This is a genomic window from Streptomyces sp. NPDC005752 (assembly GCF_040630715.1).
Taxonomy (GTDB): Bacteria; Actinomycetota; Actinomycetes; order Streptomycetales; family Streptomycetaceae; genus Streptomyces.
Genome location: NZ_JBEXYB010000002.1, coordinates 44696 through 64454 on the forward strand (window position 1 = coordinate 44696; position 19759 = coordinate 64454).

A 19759-nucleotide genomic window follows, 5' to 3' on the forward strand; every position below is an offset into this window, starting at 1 on the left:
CGTGCGGTCTCACCCCGCGGCGCCGTAGAACCGCTCCTCCACCACCGCCCGGGCCCGCCGGGTGATCCTCCGGTAGTCCTCCAGCATGTCCCCGACGTGCCCCGGCTCGTAGCCCAGGTAGCGCCCCACCGCCGCCAGCTCTCGCGGGTTCGAGGGGAACGTGTCGCCCGGCCGTCCCCGCACCAGCATCACGGCGTTGCGCACCCGCGAGGCCAGCACCCACGCCTCGTCCAGCGTCTGGGCCTCCTCCGCGGGGATCAGGTCCGCGGCGCACGCCGCCGCCAGTGCCTGCCGTGTACGGGTGGTGCGCAGCCCCGGCTCGGCCCAGCCGTGCTGCATCTGCATCAGCTGGACCGTCCACTCGACGTCGCTCAGTCCGCCGCGCCCCAGCTTGGTGTGGAGCGTGGGGTCGGCGCCGCGCGGCATGCGTTCGGACTCCATCCGCGCCTTGAGCCGGCGGATCTCGCGGACCGCGTCGTCGCCCAGCCCTTCCACCGGGTAGCGCAGCGGGTCGACGAGCTCGACGAAGGCGCGGCCCACCTCCGGGTCGCCCGCCATGGGCTCGGCGCGCAGGAGTGCCTGGCTCTCCCACACCAGCGACCAGCGCCGGTAGTAGACCTCGTACGACTTCAGGGTGCGCGCGAGGGGTCCGGTCCTGCCCTCCGGCCGCAGGTCGGCGTCGATGAGGAGTGGCGGGTCGGCCGTCGGCAGCTCCAGCAGCCTGCGCATCTCCGTGACGACGGTGTTGGCGGCCCGGGCCGCCTCCTCGTCGCTGACCCCTTCCCGGGGCTGGTGGACGAACAGGACGTCCGCGTCCGATCCGTAGCCCAGCTCGTGCCCGCCGAAGCGGCCCATGCCGATGACGGCGAACCGGGTCGGCAGGGTGTCGCCCCAGCGCTCGCGCACGGCGGCGCGCAGGGCCCCGGAGAGCGTGGCCGCGTTCAGGTCGGTGACCGCGGAGCCGACACGGTCGGCGAGCGCCCCCGGGTCCGTCGCCGCAGGGTGGTCCTCGGTGCCGTACGAGCTGATGAGGTCGGCCGCCGTCGTACGGAACAGCTCCCGCCGCCGCACCCCGCGTGCCACGGCGACGGCCGCTTCGGCTCCCGGCGCACGGCCCACCGCGGCCAGGACCTCCTGCTCGAGGTGTTCCCGGCTGCGCGGCTTCAGCCCTTCCGGGGCGCCGAGGATGGCGACGGCCTCCGGGGCGCGCATCAGCAGGTCGGGGGCGAGTCGGCCGGCGGACAGGACCCGGGCGAGGTTCTCTGCCGCGGCACCCTCGTCGCGCAGGAGCCGCAGGTACCACGGGGTCTTGCCCAGGGCGTCGGACACCTGGCGGAAGCCGAGGAGGCCCGCGTCCGGGTCGGCGGAGTCCGCGAACCAGCCGAGCAGCACCGGCAGCAGCGTGCGCTGGATGGCCGCCTTGCGGGAGACGCCCGACGACAGGGCCTCCAGATGACGGAGCGCGGCCGTGGGGTCGGCGTAGCCGAGGGCCTCCAGCCGGACGACGGCGGCCTTGGCGCTGAGCCTGCTCTCGCCGGGCGCGAGCTGGGCGACGGCGTCCAGGAGCGGCCGGTAGAAGAGCTTCTCGTGCAGCCGCCGCACGACGGAGGCGTGCCGCCGCCACGCCCTGTTGAGGTCGGCGACGGGGTCGGTACGCAGTCCGAGGGAGCGTCCGAGCCTGCGCAGGTCGGCCTCGTCGTCGGGGACCAGATGGGTGCGGCGCAGCCGGTAGAGCTGGATGCGGTGCTCCATGGCGCGCAGGAAGCGGTATGCCTCGTCCAGCTGCGCGGCGTCCGCCCTCCCGACGTATCCGCCGTCGGCGAGGGCCTTCAGGGCCTCCAGCGTGGAGCCGGAGTGCAGGGTGCTGTCGCTGCGGCCGTGGACGAGCTGGAGCAGCTGAACGGCGAATTCGACGTCCCTGAGCCCGCCGGGGCCGAGTTTGAGTTCGCGGTCGACGCGGTCGACGGGGATGTTGTCGACGACGCGGCGGCGCATCTTCTGTACGTCGCCGACGAAGTTCTCCCGGTCGGCGGCCTGCCACACCAGCGGCGACACGGCCTCGGTGTACTCCGCTCCGAGCGCGGGGTCACCGGCGACCGGGCGGGCCTTGAGCAGCGCCTGGAACTCCCAGGTCTTGGCCCAGCGCTGGTAGTAGGCGAGGTGCGAGGACAGGGTCCGCACCAGTGGTCCGTTGCGGCCCTCGGGGCGCAGGTTGGCGTCGACGGGCCAGATGGTGCCTTCGACGGTGGTGTCGGAGCAGATCCGCATCATGTGGGCGGCGAGCCGGGTGGCGGCCTGCATCGCGCCGTTCTCCTCCGCACCGTCGACGGGCTCGCCCACGAAGATCACGTCGACGTCGGACACGTAGTTCAGCTCGTGTCCGCCGCATTTGCCCATCGCGATGACGGCGAGGCGGCACTGGGCGGCGTCCGAGGGCTCGGCGGCGCGCGCGATGGCGAGCGCGGCACGCAGGGTGGCCGTCGCGAGGTCGGCCAGCTCGGCGGCCACCTGGGCGACATCCGTCGTCCCGCACACGTCACGGGCCGCGATCGACAGCAGTGACCTGCGGTAGGCGACGCGCAGCGCGTCCGGGTCCACGGCGTCCATGAGCATGAGCTCGAACTCGGGAACCCCGGGGTGCAGGTCGGTGGCCTCGTACGTGACCAGCACCTGCCAGTCACGCGGATGCCGGGCCAGATGGTCCCCGAGCGCCTCGGAAGCGCCGAGGGCCCCGAGGAGCCGGTCCCGCAGCGGCTTGGCGGTGACGAGGGTGTCCAGCAGGATCTGCCGCTCCTCGGCCTCCTCCGCCTCGACGAGCCGTACGAGGCTGTGCAGGGCCAGGTCGGGGTCGGCGGTCGCCCCGAGGGCGTCGAAGAGGACGGGGTCCGCCCGCACGGAGGAGAGCTCGGGCAGATCCAGCAGCCTCTCGGCAGCGGACGGATCGGTGAAACCGTGCCGCAGCAGTCGGGTGAACGTACTGCTCCTGCGTCCCGGCACCGTCGTCATCCGTGTCTCCTGCCAGCCGACCTCACATATCCGCCCTTCGAGCCTAGCCCCGCACCGATGAATCCGGAGCGGGGGCGCAGTCTTCACATCACGTGGACGATCGGGAGAAGGCCGCACACGCCGCTGTACCGCTACGGGAGGCCCGCATGTCAGTCACACCGGACAAGCACACCACCGCCCCTGAGACCGTGCTCGACCCGCACTACAGCGGCGAGGACGCCACCGCCCATCCGTGGACGGAGGCGGTCTCGCTGCTGCAGGACGCCGAACTGTACTGGCTGTCCACCGTCCGCCCCGACGGCCGACCGCACGTCACCCCGCTGATCGGCCTCTGGTCAAACGGCGCGCTCCACTTCTGCACGGGCCCCTCGGAACGCAAGGCGCGCAATCTGGCAGCCAACCCGGAGGTCGTCCTGACCACGGGCGCCAACACGCTGCGCGAGGGCTTCGACGTGGTGGTCGAGGGCCGGGCCTCCCGGGTGACGGACGAACAGCGGCTGATCGCGCTGGCCGAGGCCTGGGAGGCGAAGTACGGCGCCGAGTGGCACTTCGGTGTCACCGACCAGATGTTCTCCAACGGCGCGGGCGGCCGTGCGGAGGTCTACGCGGTGAGCCCCCGCACGGCCTTCGGCTTCGCCAAGGGCGACCCGTACGGCCAGACGCGCTGGCGCTTCGCCTGAACCGCGCCCCGGCCCCCGGCTACCGGGGACGCGTCCCGACGACGACGGTGGCGTACAGCTCCTCGGAGACGACGACGCGCGCGGCCAGTCCCGCGCTCCCCACCGTCTCCCGGGCGCGTTCCGCCTGCCGTTCGCTCGTCTCGACCAGCAGACTGCCGCCCGGGGCGAGCCAGTCGGTGGCCTCCGCGACGACGCGCCTCATCACGTCGAGCCCGTCGCCGCCCCCGTCGAGCGCGACGCGCGGCTCGTGGACGCGCGCCTCGGCGGGCAGCAGTTCGACGTCGTCGGTGGGTACGTACGGCACGTTGGCCAGCAGGACGTCGACCCGTCCGCGCAGCGAGCGGGGCAGGGGCTCGAAGAGGTCGCCCTCGTAGACCGTCCCCAGTGCACCCACGTTGCGCCGGGCGCAGCGCACGGCGGCGGGTTCCACGTCGGCGGCGTGCAGTTCGACCTCACGCAGCGACGAGGCGAGTGCCCTGCCGAGGGCGCCGGTACCGCAGCAGAGGTCGACGACGACCGCCCGGCCCGGTGCGAGCGCCACGGCCTGCCGGACGAGGAACTCCGTACGCCGTCGGGGCACGAACACCCCGGGGTCCACGGCGATCCGCAGCCCGCAGAACTCGGCCCAGCCGAGTACGTGTTCGAGCGGCAGGCCGGATACGCGGCGTTCCAGCAGGGAGGCGAGTGAGGCGGGGTCGGCCGCCGTGGAGAGGAGGAGTTCCGCCTCGTCCTCGGCGAAGACGCAGCCGGCGGAACGGAGCACGGTGACGAGCGCGGAGAAGGTGAGCGGCGGAGGGAATTCCTGCATGGTGCGGAGCCTTTCGGGATGACCGATGGGCGCTCCGCGATCGCTCAGGCCCGGTCGGCCGTACGACGGCGGGGAGTGAGCGCCCAGCCTGCTGAAGCGGTAATGGGTCTCACCTCCTTGGTCGGTCCCGGTCTCGGGAGCGGCCACACTACCCGACCGGCGCCGGACGGACCGGCGTCCCGCGCCTTCCGGCCGGGGCGCGCGGAAGCCGGGTGACGACCGGCTCAGATCACGACGCGGTAGTGGGTGGTCAGCCGGCCGTCGTCGTCCAGGACGTGGAAGGCGAGGCCCGGAGGCTGATCGCGGTCGGCGGCGTCGTCGCCCTCCCACGGCATCCGCAGCGTCCAGGTGACGGCGGGTCCCACAATCAGGGGGCGCCCCGCGAAGGTGGAGGCCGCCGCGGTGTGGGCGTGCCCCGTGAGGACGGCGGCGACCCGCGGATGCGCGTCGAGCAGGGCGGCCAGGTCACCGGGGCGTTCGAGCATGTCGGAGTCGGGCAGCGGGTGGTGGAGCTCGACGGGCGGCTGGTGAAAGGCGATCAGGGCCAGGGTCTCTTGCGGCAGTTCGCTGAGAGTCGAGTCGATCCAGGCGAGGGTCCGCTCGTCGAGGCGTCCTTCGTCGCGTCCCGGGACCGTGGAGTCACACATGAGGATCGCGACCCCCGCGATGCGGTGCACGCGGTTGACGGGTCCGGTGTCGGGGGCCTCACCCAGCAGTGCCTTCCGGTACGCGGGGCGGACGTCGTGGTTCCCGGGGCACGGGAGGACCGGGAAGGGCGCGGCCAGGATCCGCGCGGCCTCCTCGTACTCCGCCTCCGTGCCGTGGTCCGCGATGTCGCCGGTGACCAGCAGGGCGTCGACGGGGCGGGGCAGGGCCCGCAGGTGGTCCATGACGCGTACGGCGCGACGGGTCGCCCTCCGGCTGCCGTCCAGGTGCAGGTCACTGATCTGCGCGAGCAGCACGGCCACGTCTCCCCCTAATGGTTTTTTCCAGTTATCCATTAGAGACCCTAGGCTGTGCGTACCGGGCAATCAACCGGTACGGACGGGAGCGGAACCTCATGGAGCGGTGGGCGGCACTGGAGCTGGCGAGCACGATCCGCCACGACGGCGAAGGCGGCGTGGCGGACGAACTGGCCACCGTCCAGGGCCTGAAGGACTGGATCCACCGGCAGCGGGCCCTGCTCGGCGGGCACGACCTCGCGGCCGTGGACGAGAGGCTCAGGCTCCGCGTCGTCGAAGTACGGCGCGCGGTGCGCGCGCTGTTCGCCCGCGCGGTCAGCCCCACACGCCCCAGCCCTCCGGACGCCCACCGGCTGATGCCCACCGACAGTGCGGCCGCCCACCTGAACGCGGCCGCCGCGCTGGTCCCTGTCACCCCACAGCTGGACTGGCCGCACGACGGCTCCCCGGCGGTGCGCCTGTCCGCCACGCGGGACGACCCGCACGCCGTGCTCCTCGCCGCCCTCGCGCGGGCCGCCGTCGAGTTCCTCGGCGGCCCCCAGCGCGAGCGCTTGCGGGCCTGTACGGCCCCTCGCTGCGTCCGCTACTTCGTCAAGGCCCACGGCCGCCAGGAGTGGTGCAAGCCCTCCTGCGGCAACCGCGCCCGGGCGGCGCGCCACTACGAACGCCACCACCGGGCACAGGACGGGGCACCGGCCGCGCCCTGATGCCGCGTCAATCGCGCGGGTGCGTCACTCCCGATCACCGCCCCCGTGGGCCACTTCCACTCCCCCACCCAGGAGTGTACGTTCGTACATATCAGCCCCGGGGTGCCGTCCGCCCCGCCGTGTTCTCGTGAAAGTCGTGCCTGATGGACCTGGCCACCCGCCGCCGCCGAACCGCGCTCTTCCTCTTCTTCCTCATGCCCGGCTTGTCGATCTCCTCCTGGGTGACCCGCACGCCTGACATCAGGGATCAACTGGGCGCTTCCACAGCCCAGATGGGCCTCGTCCTGTTCGGTCTGTCCGTCGGCTCCATGCTGGGCATCCTCAGCTCAGGGGCCCTGGTGGCACGGTTCGGCACCAGGCCGGTCATGGGCGTGGGCACGGTGCTGATCATCATCAGCATGGCGGTCATCGGAAGCGGGGCCATGCTCTCCTCCACCCCCGCCGTCACAGCAGGGCTGTTCCTCTTCGGCGCCGGCATGGGGGGCGGAGAGGTCGCGGTCAACATCGACGGCGCCGAGGTCGAGCGGATCACCGGCCGGACGGTGCTGCCCACCCTGCACGGCTTCTTCAGCCTCGGCACGGTCGTCGGCGCCGTCGTCGGCATCCTGTGCACCGCCGTCGAGTTCCCGGTGCAGTGGCATCTGGGCGCCGTGGCCTTCATCGCGGCGGGAATGTTCCTGTACGCCTTCCGCTCCATCCCCGCCTCTGTCGGCAGGACCAGGGGACCACGGTCCGCCGACGACGGCACGGCACCGGCCCGGGCCGCGGTGTGGAAGGACGGGCGGCTGCTGCTGATCGGCGGGATCATCCTCGCCATGGCGCTGGCGGAGGGCGCGGCCAACGACTGGCTGCCGCTGCTCATGGTCGACGGCCACGGCGTGGACCCCGCCCTGGGATCGGCCGTATACGCGGGCTTCGCCGCCGCCATGACGCTAGGGCGCTTCGGCGGCGGCTTCTTCATCGACCGCTTCGGCCGCGCCCCCGTGGTCCGGGCCAGCGCCCTGTCCGCGGCCCTCGGGCTCACGCTCGTCATCTTCGCCGACTCCCCCGTACTCGCGGGCGCCGCAGTGCTGTTCTGGGGGCTGGGGGCCTCGCTCGGCTTCCCGGTCGCGCTGTCGGCGGCCGGCGACTCGGGCCCCGACCCGGCCGCTCGCGTCAGCCTGGTGGCGATGATCGGCTACATCGCCTTCCTCGTGGGACCGCCCGGGCTCGGCTTCCTCGGCGACCACTACGGGCTGCGCTCCGCCATGATCGTCGTCCTGGCGTTCGTCGCGGTGGCGGTCTTCCTCGCCCCGGCCATCGGCACGCGCGCCAAGCGGCCGGAGGCGCACACCGCGCAGGTACCCGCCTCCGATCCGGCGCTGGACGGCTCGCAGACAGCGCGGCGCGACTGACAGGGCTTCGGGCCGGCGATCTGGACGGGACGAACGTGCACTGCGTGCATTTGAGTGTGCGACGTCGCACCGTCTGTCACACTTCTGGCCATACGTCGTACACAGGAGTGCTCGTCGAGCTCTGCTCCTTCGTCGGGGGGACCGTATGAACATTGAACTGGCCGAGCTGCTCGCGTCGTTGCGTTCCGAGATTAGCCGGGCCCGGCTCGACGCCGACGGCAAGGATGTGCGGTTCCGTATCAACTCCATCGACCTGGAGCTCCAGGTCGCGGTGGAGAAGTCGGCGGAAGCCAAGGCGGGGGTGCGCTTCTGGGTGGTCTCGCTGGGCGGTGGCGGCAGCGCGAAATCGGCGCAGACGCACACGGTCAAGCTCAGTCTGGACGCCGAAACAGGCGAAGGCGATCCCGTGCTGACCGGTGACGACGTCTCGGATCTGCTGTCCGCGGGCTGACCGCCCGATGAAGTCGTTCGACAAGGCGCGCGTAGCCGAGGTGGTCGTCCGGCACGGAGACCGCACGGAATACGGATCCGGCTACCGGATCAGCTCCACCCTGATTCTCACCGTGGGCCATCTTCTCGGGCCCCGGGGAGGAACCCCCTCCTGCACCGTCCTGCTCGGCGGCAACGACGCCGAGCACCCCGCCTCACCGGTGTGGCGGGCCACCGGGCGGGATCTCGCGCTGCTGCGGCTGAACGCACCCGCGGGGACCGGCGCGGCCACCGACGGGAACCCGGCGGTCGTACCACCGGTCGGGCTGGGCCGCCTGCCGGACGGCACGGGCAGCGTGCCGTTCACCGGCATCGGTTTCCCGGCGTACGCGCAGCGGGCCAGGACGGACCTCTTACGAGGGCTCCGCCGACGGGACAGCAGGCTGGTCAGCGGCTTCGTGCAACTGGGCTCCAACATGAAGTCCGGGTACCTGGACCTGAGTTTCACCACGGCACCGCCCGACGTCAGGGGCCCTGACGGGCAGGATCCCTGGCAGGGGATCTCCGGTACGGCACTCTTCACCCAGGACGGCGCGCTGCTGGTCGGAGTGCAGTCACAGCGGCTGCCCGCAGCAGGCACCGGCAGTGCCGAGGCCGAGCCGGTCACCGCCGCACTGGAGGACCCGGAGTTCAGGAACTGTCTCGCACTCGACGGCATCCGGCCGGAGACGATGGCCGTCGACCTCCCCGGTAGCGACCGGAGCGGGAAGCTTCCGTCGGTGGTCCCGCAACAGGAACTCATCGAGGGGTTCGGGGACTTCAAGAAGAACCTGACGCCCGAACATCTGCCGTTCGTCTCACCCGGCAGCAAGCACGACGCCGACCCGCAGAACCTGTTCAAGACCCTGGTCACTTCCTCCGACCGGGGTGTCCTGCTGGTGGGTGCGGCGGGCACCGGCAAGACACGCACCGGCTTGGAGGTGGGGCGGTGGGCGTTGCAGGCGGGCTGGCGGGTGCTTCACGTCCTGCCCGGCGAGAATCTGGCGCTCAACGACCAGGTTGCCGAGCAGGTGCTCGCGGATCCCAGCCCCGTGCTCGTGGTGATCGACTACCTCAACGAGGCACAGCTCGATCTTCCGGCGCTGCGTCACCGCCTCATCCCCGCCGCCCACCGCAAGCGCATTCCGATGGCTCTGCTCGCCTCGGTGCGTCCCGGGTGGCTGCAGAAGGCGGACCGGTCGCTGCTGCACGAGCTGTTCGACGAGGTGGAGTTGCGGCAGGACGACGACTTCCAGCGGCAGGTCATCGGCAATGCGCTGACCAGGCTGGCGCCCAGGGCGTTCCACGATCTCGGCGAGGACCGCATGATGGCGATCTGCGGCAACCGGCCCATCGTCGCTCTGCTTGTAGCGCGCGAGATCGAGCGTCGGGTGGAAGCCGGACTTTCCTTGCCCCTCACAGCCGGACTCCGGTCCGGTGGGGAACTACCCGGATGGCTGGAGCGGCGGCTCAACGAGGACGGTCTGACGGTTCCCGGCCGCAGGGACACCTTCACGCCCGTTCACGCCTCGTACAGCCTGGTGGCTGCCGCCGCCGCCGCGGCCGCCTGCCCGCAGTCACGCGCCCAGGTGACGTCGGCCGCACACGCCGCTCTCGCTCAGGCGTCCGATGAGGTGCCGGACGCCGAGGACATCGTCGCGACGCTCATCTCTCTCGGCTGGCTGGAACCGGAGAACGACGTACTGTCGGTCGCTCACGATGTGGTGGCCGACCAACTCATCGAGACCGTCGTCCTGCCCGAGCGCAGCGGTGCCCCGGACAGGACCCGCACCCGGGCCCTGCTGGCCGGCTGTCTCACCAGCCCGCGCACCATCGGCCGTTACGCCGTCAACATCGGCCGTCTCGTCAACGACCTCTCGCTCGCCGACCGCGCGGATCCGGTGGCCCCCGTGTTCGACGAGTGGTTCACGGACAACGCGGCGCCCATCGGCCGCGTCATGCGTCAGGACGCCGACATGGGCAGTTTCGCCCTCGGCGCGGTCTGCTCCGGGCCGCCCTGGTACGCCGCCGCCGTCCAGTGCTGGGAGCGGATCGTCAGTCCGTGGCTCACGGAGTTCGGCGCCGGCGCCAACGCCCGCCACCTCCTCTACCGCGGCCTGCGCTACCTGCCCGCCGACGGGGCCCTGCTCCTCGTACCGGCAGCTCTCGACTGGCTCGGGACCCACATGCGGAGAGGGGACGCCAGTTACGTTCTCAGTTCCCTGCTCTACCGGACGGACCTGCCGCCAGGCGCTCTGGAGCAGACCGTGCACAGCACCCTTCGCTGGCTGGAGCGTCACGTCACCGTCGCCCACGCCGACTTCGTCCTGCGCTCCCTGCTTTCCCGTGGTGATCTCAAACCGGATGAGGTACGGCAGGCCGTCTCCTTCAGGCTCACCTGGCTGGGCCAGCACGCCGCGAGCGACGAGGCCGACTTCGCCTTGCGCTCCTTGCTCTCCCGTGGTGACCTCAGCCCGGCCGAGACGCGGCAGACGGTCTCCTCGGCACTGACCTGGCTCGGGCAGCACGCGGCGCGTGCTGAGGCTCGCTTCATGCTGCACCGCCTGCTGTCCCATGACGGCCTCCGGCCGACTGAGGTGCGGCAGGCGACCTCCTCGGCCCTGACCTGGCTGGGAGAGCACGCCGCGAGCTACGACGCCAGCTTCGTCCTCCGCTCGATGCTCTCCCGTGGTGACCTCAGCCCGGCCGAGGCACGGCTGGCGGTCTCCTCGGCACTGACCTGGCTCGGACAGCACACCGATGCCGCCGACGCCGACTTCGTCCTGCGCTCACTGCTCTCCCGCCGCGACCTCGGCGACGAGATGCGGCGGGCGGCCTCCTCGGCACTGACCTGGCTCGGACAGCACACCGACGCCGCCGAGGCCGGATTCGTCCTCGCACCGCTCCTTGTCTACAGCGGCCTCCGGCCGGACGAGGTGCGGCAGGTGGCTTCTTCCGCGCTGACCTGGCTGGGAGAGCACGCCGCGAGCGACGACGCCGACTTCGTCCTGCGCTCACTGCTCTCCCGCCGCGACCTCAGCCCCGACGAAGCACGGCAGGCGGTCTCCTCGGCACTGACCTGGCTGCCGCAGCACGCCACCGCGGCTGAGGCCGGATTCGTCCTGGACCGGCTACTCTCCCGCCGCGACCTCGGCCCCGACGACGTACGGCAGGCGGTCTCCTCGGCACTGACCTGGCTGCCGCAGCACGCCACCACCGCAGAGACCGGATTCGTCCTCGCACCACTGCTCACCCGCCGCGACCTCAGCCCCGACGAAGCACGGCAGGCGGTCTCCTCGGCACTGACCTGGCTCGGGCAGCACACCGTCGCCGCCGACGCCGGATTCGTCCTGGACCGGCTGCTCACCCGCCGCGACCTCAGCCCCGACGACGTACGGCCGGCAGCCTCCTCGGCACTGACCTGGCTGCGGCAGCACACCGTCGCCGCCGACGCCGACTTCGTCCTGCGCTCACTGCTCTCCCGCCACGACCTCAGGCCCGACGAAGCACGGCAGGCGGTCTCCTCGGCACTGACCTGGCTCGGGCAGCACACCGTCGCCGCCGAGGCCGGATTCGTCCTGCGCGCGTTGCTCTCCCGCCGCGACCTCAGCCCCGACGAAGCACGGCAGGCGGTCTCCTCGGCACTGACCTGGCTGCCGCAGCACACCGTCGCCGCCGAGGCCGGATTCGTCCTGGACCGGCTGCTCACCCGCCGCGACCTCGGCCCGGACGACGTACGGCAGGTGGTTCTTCCAGGGCTGCAGTGGCTGGAACTCCACGTCGCGAGCGCTGAGGCCCGCTTCGTCCTGCGCTCGTTGCTCACCCGCCGCGACCTCAGCCCGGACGAGGCACTGCAGGCAACCTCCTCGGCACTGACCTGGCTGCGGCAGCACACCGTCATCGCTGAAGCCGGATTCGTCCTGGACCGGCTGCTCTCCCGCCGCGACCTCAGCCCGGACGAGGCACGGCAGGCGGTCCCCGCGGCACTGATGTGGCTCGGACAGCACGCGCCCGCCGCCAGGGTCGGCTTCGTCCTCGGACCGCTCCTCTCCCGCCGTGACCTCACTCCGGAGGAGGTACGACAGGTTGTTTCCCTGGGGCTGCAATGGCTGGGGCGCCACGCCGCGAGCGCTGAGGCCCGCTTCGTCCTCGACCGGCTGCTCTCACGCCGCGACCTCGGCCCGGACGAGGCACGGCAGACGGTCTCCTCGGCGCTGACCTGGCTCGGACAACACGCCACCACCGCCGAGGCCCGCTTCGTTCTCGCACCTCTGCTTCTTCGTAAGGGCCTTCGACCGGATGAGGTACGGCAGGTCGTCTCCTCGGCGCTGACCTGGCTGGGACGTCACGTCACAGCCCGCAACTCTCATGTGGTGCTGGCGCCTCTGCTCTCCCGCAGCGACCTCACACCGGAAGAAGCCCAACGGGCTGCTTCGTCGGCCGCGACACGATAGGGCGGTCGGCGCAGCGGCTCGGGGCCCGGACAACGCCCCACAGACGGCCCGGCCGACACGCCTTCGGGCCGACGGGATCACCCCGTCGGCCCGAAGCCACGTTCAAGCACCTCAACGGCGCCGGCCTGCGCCTACAGCACCGGCAGCAGGTGCTTCAGCTCGAAGGCCGAGACCTCGCTGCGGTACTCCTCCCACTCCTGCTTCTTGTTGCGCAGGAAGAAGTCGAAGACGTGCTCGCCCAGTGTCTCGGCGACCAGTTCGCTCTTCTCCATCAGCGCGATCGCCTCGCCCAGGTTCTGCGGCAGCGGCTCGATGCCCATCGCGCGGCGTTCCGAGTCGGAGAGGGCCCAGACGTCGTCGTCGGCACCGGCCGGGAGCTCGTAGCCCTCCTCGATGCCCTTGAGGCCGGCTGCGAGCAGCACCGCGTACGTCAGGTAGGGGTTGGCGCCGGAGTCGATCGAGCGGACCTCGACGCGGGCCGAGCCGGTCTTGCCGGGCTTGTACATCGGGACCCGGATCAGCGCGGAGCGGTTGTTGTGACCCCAGCAGATGTACGAGGGGGCCTCGCCGCCGGCGCCGGCGGAGCGGCTGGAGCCGCCCCAGATGCGCTTGTAGGAGTTGACCCACTGGTTCGTGACGGCGGAGATCTCCGCGGCGTGCGTGAGCAGGCCCGCGATGAAGGACCGGCCGACCTTGGACAGCTGGTACTCGGCGCCCGACTCGTAGAAGGCGTTGCGGTCGCCCTCGAAGAGCGAGAGGTGGGTGTGCATCCCGGAGCCCGGGTACTCCGAGAACGGCTTCGGCATGAAGGTGGCCTGCACACCCTGCTCCAGCGCGACCTGCTTCATGACCAGGCGGAAGGTCATGATGTTGTCGGCGGTGGAGAGCGCGTCGGCGTACCGCAGGTCGATCTCCTGCTGGCCGGGGGCGCCCTCGTGGTGGCTGAACTCGACCGAGATTCCCATCGATTCGAGCATGGTGATCGCCTGGCGGCGGAAGTCCATGCCGACGTTCTGCGGGGTGTGGTCGAAGTAGCCGGAACTGTCGGCCGGGGTGGGGCGGCTGCCGTCGACCGGCTTGTTCTTCAGCAGGAAGAACTCGATCTCCGGGTGGGTGTAGAAGGTGAACCCCAGGTCGGAGGTCTTCGCGAGGATGCGCTTGAGGACGAAGCGCGGGTCGGCGAAGGAGGGCGAGCCGTCCGGCATCAGGATGTCGCAGAACATCCGCGCCGTCCCGGGGGCCTCCGCGCGCCACGGAAGGATCTGGAACGTGCCGGGGTCCGGCTTCGCGATCATGTCCGATTCGTATACGCGGGCGAAGCCCTCGATCGCGGAGCCGTCGAAGCCGATGCCCTCGTCGAAGGCCTGCTCGAGCTCGGCCGGGGCCACGGCGACGGACTTGAGGTAACCGAGAACATCGGTGAACCACAGCCGTACGAAGCGGATGTCGCGCTCCTCAAGCGTCCTGAGGACGAATTCCTGCTGCTTGTCCATAGCCACATCCTTGCAGTTCAGACGGTCCGTGCACCACCGCCCGGGGTAGGGGAGACACCTCAGTATCACGACCCGGGATTTCACCCAGATTACGCACACGGTGTGAGAGAGAGCACGCGGCCACCCACTACGATCGGCGCCCATGGTGTGCAAGGGCCGCAGCCGGTCCGCAGGTGCCCTCCACCACCGTGTTCCCCCTGTCCCGCCCCGTCCCTACCGACTCCCTGGCAGAAGGACCCGACGTCATGAGCTTCGACCGCGACACCCGTATGGAGCAGACGCACGACACCGCTCGTGCGCACGACGGCCGCAACCGGGTCGTCGGCATAGCTCTGAGTGCCGTGGTGGTCGCCGGGCTGCTGGGTTCCGGCTCGTACACGCTCCTGGAGAAGTCCGAGGCGAGGGAGAACGGCGGGGAGAGCCGGGCCCAGGACGACAAGTCGACCGGGACGACCGAGCGGGAGCGGAAGAAGCTCGCCGCGGAGCCGATCGCGGACGAGAGGACGTGGGACACGACGACGCTGACCCGCCACCACGTCACGACCGACGTGAAGTACCCCATGAAGCCGCCCGTCGGCGGGAACCACAATCCGGCCTGGCTGAACTGCGACGGCCTCGTATACGAAAAGGCCGTCCCGGACGTCAACGCCGTGCACGCCCTGGAGCACGGCGCGGTCTGGGTGACACACAGCGGGAAGGCTTCCCCGGACGATGTCGCCGGACTCGCGTCGCGGGTGAGGAGCACCCCCTACTCGCTGATGTCCCCCTACGAGGGCCAGTCCGGGGCGATCATGCTCAGCGCGTGGGGGAAGCAGGTCACCGTGGACGGTGCGGACGACCCGCGGGTGGCCCGGTTCTTCGCCAGGTACGTCCAGGGGGCGCAGACGCCCGAACCGGGCGCGCCCTGTACCGGCGGGATCGACGGGTGACCCCGCCCCGGACCCGGCGTACGCGGTGGGCGGCGGGCTCGGCCGTGGCCCTCGCCCTGCTGTTCGCCGGTGCGGCGACGGTCACCTCGGCGCGCGGCGACGGCGCCGCGTCCGGGCCCCGTACGCCCTCGGCGCAGTCCGCGGACGCGGGGTTCGCGCGGGACATGGCAGTCCACCACCAGCAGGCCGTGGAGATGTCGTTCATCGTGCGCGACGGGACGCGGGACGAGGACGTACGGCGCCTCGCGTACGACATCGCCAACACCCAGGCCAACCAGCGGGGCATGCTGCTCGGCTGGCTGGACCTGTGGGAGCTGCCGAAGACCGCGCCGGAGGGCCAGGGGCCGATGGCCTGGATGCGGGGCGGCCACGGCGGTCATGGCATGCACGGCGCGGAGGGCATGAGCCACGACGGCGTCCTCATGCCCGGCATGGCGTCCAGGACCGAGCTGAGGAAGCTCGGTGAGGTCCGGGGGAAGGATGCCGAGATCCTCTTCCTGCAGCTGATGACCGACCACCACGAAGGCGGGATCGCGATGGCCCGCGGCTGCGCCGAGCAGTGCGCCGTCCCCGTGGAGAAGCGTCTGGCCCAGGGCATGGCCGACGCCCAGCGTTCCGAGCTGGACCTGATGGCCGACATGCTCGCGGCGCGCGGGGCGACGCCCCGTTCCTGAGCGTGGGCCCTGCCCGGCGTACGCCCGAACGGGTGACAGCGTTCGCGTGCGCCGGGTGGGCCCCCGACGATGGAAGGGACTCGGGGCCGCACAGCAGTGCCCACCGGCACGCAGGAGGCAACCCATGACCACGGCCAGGGACATCATGCACACCGGGGCCCAGTGGATCCCCGCCCACGAGACGCTCGACCGCGCGGCGCAGATGATGCGCGACCACGGGGTGGGGGCGCTGCCCGTCTCCGCCGAAGGCGAGCAGGACAGGATGGTCGGGATCGTCACCGACCGGGACATTGTGATCAAGTGCGTGGCGTCGGGGCACGATCCGTCGAGGATGACGGCGGGCGAGCTCTGCGACGGCACTCCGCGCTGGATCGAGTCGACGGCCGACGTCGACGCGGTGCTGGAGGAGATGCAGAGCCATCGGATCCGCAGGCTTCCGGTGATCGAGGACAAGAAGCTGATCGGCATGATCAGCGAGGCCGACCTGGCACTCCACCTCTCGGACGAGCAGGTGGCCGGCTGGGCGGAGAAGGTCTACTCCAGCGCCTGACTCCCCCGCGGGGCCCGCACACACCCACCCCGTCCTCCCGCTCCGTCACCCGGCCCGGCGGCCGGCGATCCTCACGCGCGGGCGGGGCGCGGGGCTGCCGGGTGTCGACGCCGGCGCCTTATACCCGCCGGGAGTACGGTACGCAATATGTCTGAAATGCCCAAGCGTCGCGCCGTGCTCGGCGCCGGAATCGCCCTGGCGGGAACGGTGGGCCTCACCTCCCGGGCCTCCGCCACCCCGGCCGCGCCTCCCCTGGCCACCGCCGCCCCCTCCCCCGCGCGGCGCGCCGCCGACCCGTACGTCACGCCCGGCGGGCCGGAGGTAGTGGACGCCGAGGCCCGTCGGGGCACCGGCCCGGTGCGGAAGGTGGCACTCACCGCCACCGCGTCCCGCTGCGAACTGGGCGACGGCCTCACCGTCCCCACCTGGACGTACGGGGACCGGCTGCCCGGTGAGGCGATCCGGGTCACGGCGGGCGACACCCTGGAACTGGCCTTGGCCAACCATCTGCCGCAGGCCACCACGATGCACTGGCACGGCCTCTCCCTGCGCAACGACATGGACGGGGTGCCGGCGCTGACGCAGCAGCCGGTCGAGGCGGGCGCCGGCTTCACCTACCGGTTCGCGGTCACCCGGCCCGGTACGTACTGGATCCACCCGCACTCGGGCGTCCAGCTCGACCGGGGGCTGTACGCCCCGCTGATCGTCGACGACCCGATGGAGCCACTCGCGTACGACAAGGAGTGGGTCGTCGTCCTCGACGACTGGCTCGACGGGGTGGAGGGCTCCACTCCCGACGCCGTACTCGACGAACTCACCGGAGGCCGGGGCAGCGGCCACGACGCGGCCGGCCACAAGGCGGCCCGCCGCGCCGGCGACGGCGACGCGCCCTCGCGGCTCCTGGTCGGCGCGAGCAGCGATCTGCTCGGCGGCCACGCCGGCGACGTCTCCTACCCGCACTACCTGGTCAACGGCCGCAGGGGGAACGACCCTTCGGTCTTCGAGGCCAGCCCCGGCGACCGCATCCGGCTGCGCGTCATCAACGCCGGCGGGGACACCGCCTTCCGGCTGGCGCTCGGGGGCCACCGGATGACGGTCACGCACACGGACGGCTTCCCCGTGCGGCACACCGGGACCGACACCCTGCTGCTGGCCATGGGCGAGCGGTACGACGTGCTGGTGACCGCAGGGGACGGGGTGTTCCCGCTGACCGCGCTCGCCGAGGGCAAGGCGGCGTCGGCGATGGCCGTGCTGAGGACGGGGCCGGGAACGATTCCGCCCGCCACGGTGCGGCCGGCGGAGCTGGACGGCGAACTGGTCACGGCCGGCCGGCTGGCCCCGGACGAATCGGTGGCCCTGGCGGAGCGCGAGCCCGACCGGACCGTGCGCATGACGCTCACGGGCTCCATGGACGCGTACGACTGGGCCTTCGACGGCAAGCCCTACGACCCGGCGGTGCGACACCCCGTCAAGGCCGGGGAACGCGTGCGGCTGGTCTTCACCAACCGCACCTCCATGTGGCATCCGATCCATCTGCACGGCCATACGTTCGCACTGGCCGGAGCAAGTGAAGGGGTGGCCCTCGGCGCGCGCAAGGACACGGCCGCCGTCCTGCCGGGCCGCTCGCTGACGGTCGACTTCGACGCGGACAATCCGGGGCTGTGGATGCTGCACTGCCACAACGTCTACCACGCCGAAGCGGGGATGATGACGGTCCTCGGCTACCTGCGCTGACCTGCGGCGCACCCCGGTCCGGACGCGGCCCGCGACTTCCGGACCGGGGATACGCCAGGACATAGCGTCAGTCAGACGATTACACTGGTCACGTGCCTCAACTACGTCTCGCACTCAATCAGATCGACGCGACCGTCGGAGACCTCGCCGGCAACTCCGAGGCGATCCTCCACTGGACCCGGCACGCCGCCGAGCAGGGCGCCCACCTGGTGGCGTTCCCCGAGATGGCGCTGACCGGATATCCCGTCGAGGACCTGGCCCTGCGGTCGTCCTTCGTCGAGGCCTCGCGGACGGCGCTGCGCGCGCTCGCCGCACGTCTCGCCGACGAGGGCTACGGGGAACTGCCGGTCGTCGTCGGCTACCTCGACCGCTCCGAGCACGCCGCGGCACGCTACGGCCAGCCCGCAGGGTCCCCGCGCAACGCCGCTGCCGTGCTGCACCGCGGGCAGGTCGCGCTGAACTTCGCCAAGCACCACCTGCCCAACTACGGCGTCTTCGACGAGTTCCGGTACTTCGTGCCGGGCGACTCGATGCCCGTCGTGCGGGTGCACGGCATCGATGTGGCCCTCGCGATCTGTGAGGACCTCTGGCAGGACGGGGGCCGCGTCCCGGCCACGCGCGCCGCCGGAGCCGGGCTGCTGCTGTCGATCAACGCCTCCCCGTACGAGCGCGACAAGGACGACACCCGGCTGGAGCTGGTCCGCCGGCGGGCCCGGGAGGCCGGCTGCACGACGGCGTACCTGGCGATGATCGGCGGTCAGGACGAGCTGGTCTTCGACGGGGACTCCATCGTCGTCGGCAGGGACGGCGACGTCGTCGCACGCGCCCCCCAGTTCACCGAGGGCACCGTGCTCCTCGACCTGGACCTGCCTGCCGCCGCGGCCGAGGCACCGTCCGGGGTCGTCGACGACGGGCTGCGGATCGACCACGTGGTCCTGAGCGAGGAGCCGCTCCCGGCCTACGAGCCCGAGCTGGCCGGCGGATACGCCGAGCGGCTGGACGACGACGAGGAGCTGTACTCGGCGCTGGTCGTGGGTCTGCGCGCGTACGTGGCGAAGAACGGTTTCAGCAGCGTCCTGATCGGCCTCTCGGGCGGCATCGACTCGGCGCTCGTCGCGGCGATCGCCTGCGACGCGCTGGGAGCTCAGCACGTGTTCGGCATCTCGATGCCGTCGAAGTACTCCTCGGACCACTCCAAGGACGACGCGGCGGACCTCGCCCGGCGCACGGGGCTGAACTTCCGCACCGTACCGATCGAGCCGATGTTCGACGCGTACATGGGCTCGCTGGGGCTCACCGGGCTGGCGGAGGAGAACCTCCAGTCGCGGCTGCGCGGCACGACGCTGATGGCCGTCTCCAACCAGGAGGGCCAGATCGTGCTCGCGCCGGGCAACAAGTCCGAGCTGGCGGTGGGCTATTCCACGCTGTACGGGGACTCCGTCGGGGCGTACGGGCCGATCAAGGACGTGTACAAGACGTCGGTCTTCCGCCTCGCGAAGTGGCGTAACCGCGCGGCGGAGGAGCGCGGGCAGACCCCGCCCATCCCGGAGGCGTCCATCACCAAGCCGCCGAGTGCCGAGCTGCGCCCGGACCAGGTGGACACGGACTCGCTGCCGGACTACGACGTGCTGGACCGCATCCTGGAGCTGTACGTCGACCGGGACCAGGGCCGGGACGCGATCGTGGCGGCCGGGTTCGACGACGCGCTGGTGACGAGGACGCTGCGGATGGTGGACACGGCGGAGTACAAGCGGCGGCAGTACCCGCCGGGCACGAAGATCTCACCCAAGGGCTTCGGCAAGGACCGCCGTCTGCCGATCACGAACCGCTGGCGGGAGTCGAGCGGGGACTGAGGACGCGGAGGGGACAGCGCCCGGGACGCCTCGGCGTCCCGGGCGCT

General features: G+C 71.6%; 14 protein-coding genes. 10 read left to right on the forward strand and 4 right to left on the reverse strand.

Features of this window, described 5'->3' with window-relative positions; genetic code table 11:
- Positions 1 to 9: 9 nt before the first annotated feature.
- The gene (locus ABZ441_RS01885; RefSeq protein ID WP_358966904.1) at positions 10 to 3006 is read right to left on the reverse strand and encodes a bifunctional [glutamine synthetase] adenylyltransferase/[glutamine synthetase]-adenylyl-L-tyrosine phosphorylase; all 2997 of its coding nucleotides are present in this window, start codon (positions 3004 to 3006) and stop codon (positions 10 to 12) included.
- A gap of 146 nt (positions 3007 to 3152) precedes the next feature.
- Between ABZ441_RS01885 and ABZ441_RS01890 the strand changes: the two genes are divergently transcribed.
- A complete protein-coding gene (locus tag ABZ441_RS01890; RefSeq protein WP_358966907.1) occupies positions 3153 to 3686 on the forward strand; it encodes a pyridoxamine 5'-phosphate oxidase family protein in 534 nt (177 codons plus the stop codon).
- A gap of 19 nt (positions 3687 to 3705) precedes the next feature.
- Here ABZ441_RS01890 and ABZ441_RS01895 read toward each other — a convergent pair whose 3' ends face one another.
- Together ABZ441_RS01895 and ABZ441_RS01900 are read right to left on the reverse strand one after the other, a co-directional pair.
- Positions 3706 to 4494 carry a putative protein N(5)-glutamine methyltransferase gene (locus ABZ441_RS01895; protein ID WP_358966910.1) on the reverse strand — a complete coding sequence of 263 codons (789 nt, stop codon included), beginning with the start codon at positions 4492 to 4494 and terminating at the stop codon, positions 3706 to 3708.
- Positions 4495 to 4718: 224 nt separating this feature from the next.
- Complete coding sequence (locus ABZ441_RS01900) at positions 4719 to 5456, reverse strand: metallophosphoesterase (protein ID WP_358967524.1); 738 nt, start codon at positions 5454 to 5456, stop codon at positions 4719 to 4721.
- Between the two features lie 98 nt (positions 5457 to 5554).
- Here ABZ441_RS01900 and ABZ441_RS01905 point away from each other — a divergent pair, with 98 nt between their 5' ends.
- The 4 genes from ABZ441_RS01905 (at position 5555) to ABZ441_RS01920 (ending at position 12479) form a co-directional block, all read left to right on the forward strand.
- Positions 5555 to 6163 (forward strand): CGNR zinc finger domain-containing protein, encoded by a 609-nt coding sequence (locus tag ABZ441_RS01905; protein WP_358966912.1) that lies wholly within the window; start codon positions 5555 to 5557, stop codon positions 6161 to 6163.
- Between the two features lie 143 nt (positions 6164 to 6306).
- A complete protein-coding gene (locus ABZ441_RS01910; protein ID WP_358966915.1) occupies positions 6307 to 7557 on the forward strand; it encodes an MFS transporter in 1251 nt (416 codons plus the stop codon).
- 145 nt (positions 7558 to 7702) lie between these two features.
- Positions 7703 to 8008, forward strand: a complete 306-nt coding sequence (locus tag ABZ441_RS01915; protein WP_358966918.1) for a trypco2 family protein — start codon at positions 7703 to 7705, stop codon at positions 8006 to 8008.
- A gap of 7 nt (positions 8009 to 8015) precedes the next feature.
- Positions 8016 to 12479 (forward strand): hypothetical protein, encoded by a 4464-nt coding sequence (locus tag ABZ441_RS01920; protein WP_358966921.1) that lies wholly within the window; start codon positions 8016 to 8018, stop codon positions 12477 to 12479.
- Between the two features lie 131 nt (positions 12480 to 12610).
- On the opposite strand, the gene glnA is transcribed toward ABZ441_RS01920, so the two are convergent.
- Complete coding sequence (gene glnA / locus ABZ441_RS01925) at positions 12611 to 13972, reverse strand: type I glutamate--ammonia ligase (protein ID WP_205019757.1); 1362 nt, start codon at positions 13970 to 13972, stop codon at positions 12611 to 12613.
- Positions 13973 to 14217: 245 nt separating this feature from the next.
- Between glnA and ABZ441_RS01930 the strand changes: the two genes are divergently transcribed.
- The 5 genes from ABZ441_RS01930 to ABZ441_RS01950 all read left to right on the forward strand — a co-directional run bounded on the left by ABZ441_RS01930 (position 14218) and on the right by ABZ441_RS01950 (position 19712).
- Positions 14218 to 14901 carry a DUF3105 domain-containing protein gene (locus tag ABZ441_RS01930; RefSeq protein WP_358966924.1) on the forward strand — a complete coding sequence of 228 codons (684 nt, stop codon included), beginning with the start codon at positions 14218 to 14220 and terminating at the stop codon, positions 14899 to 14901.
- A complete protein-coding gene (locus ABZ441_RS01935; protein ID WP_358966926.1) occupies positions 14898 to 15575 on the forward strand; it encodes a DUF305 domain-containing protein in 678 nt (225 codons plus the stop codon). Before ABZ441_RS01930 ends, ABZ441_RS01935 begins: the two co-directional genes overlap by 4 nt.
- A 124-nt stretch (positions 15576 to 15699) precedes the next feature.
- Positions 15700 to 16125 carry a CBS domain-containing protein gene (locus tag ABZ441_RS01940; RefSeq protein WP_358966929.1) on the forward strand — a complete coding sequence of 142 codons (426 nt, stop codon included), beginning with the start codon at positions 15700 to 15702 and terminating at the stop codon, positions 16123 to 16125.
- Positions 16126 to 16272: 147 nt separating this feature from the next.
- Entirely contained in the window at positions 16273 to 17859 is a 1587-nt protein-coding gene (locus ABZ441_RS01945; RefSeq protein WP_358966932.1) for a multicopper oxidase family protein, read from the forward strand.
- 92 nt (positions 17860 to 17951) lie between these two features.
- Positions 17952 to 19712, forward strand: coding sequence for an NAD+ synthase (locus ABZ441_RS01950; protein ID WP_358966935.1), 1761 nt, complete (start codon positions 17952 to 17954; stop codon positions 19710 to 19712).
- The last annotated feature ends 47 nt before the right edge of the window (positions 19713 to 19759 follow it).

Excerpts from the sequence above, each read along its gene's own strand:
- ABZ441_RS01885 (WP_358966904.1), bottom strand. The coding sequence starts at position 3,006 with ATGACGACGGTGCCGGGACGCAGGAGCAGTACGTTCACCCGACTGCTG.
- ABZ441_RS01890 (WP_358966907.1), top strand. The coding sequence starts at position 3,153 with ATGTCAGTCACACCGGACAAGCACACCACCGCCCCTGAGACCGTGCTC.
- ABZ441_RS01895 (WP_358966910.1), bottom strand. The coding sequence starts at position 4,494 with ATGCAGGAATTCCCTCCGCCGCTCACCTTCTCCGCGCTCGTCACCGTG.
- ABZ441_RS01905 (WP_358966912.1), top strand. The coding sequence starts at position 5,555 with ATGGAGCGGTGGGCGGCACTGGAGCTGGCGAGCACGATCCGCCACGAC.
- ABZ441_RS01910 (WP_358966915.1), top strand. The coding sequence starts at position 6,307 with ATGGACCTGGCCACCCGCCGCCGCCGAACCGCGCTCTTCCTCTTCTTC.
- ABZ441_RS01915 (WP_358966918.1), top strand. The coding sequence starts at position 7,703 with ATGAACATTGAACTGGCCGAGCTGCTCGCGTCGTTGCGTTCCGAGATT.
- ABZ441_RS01920 (WP_358966921.1), top strand. The coding sequence starts at position 8,016 with ATGAAGTCGTTCGACAAGGCGCGCGTAGCCGAGGTGGTCGTCCGGCAC.
- glnA (WP_205019757.1), bottom strand. The coding sequence starts at position 13,972 with ATGGACAAGCAGCAGGAATTCGTCCTCAGGACGCTTGAGGAGCGCGAC.
- ABZ441_RS01930 (WP_358966924.1), top strand. The coding sequence starts at position 14,218 with ATGAGCTTCGACCGCGACACCCGTATGGAGCAGACGCACGACACCGCT.
- ABZ441_RS01940 (WP_358966929.1), top strand. The coding sequence starts at position 15,700 with ATGACCACGGCCAGGGACATCATGCACACCGGGGCCCAGTGGATCCCC.
- ABZ441_RS01945 (WP_358966932.1), top strand. The coding sequence starts at position 16,273 with ATGTCTGAAATGCCCAAGCGTCGCGCCGTGCTCGGCGCCGGAATCGCC.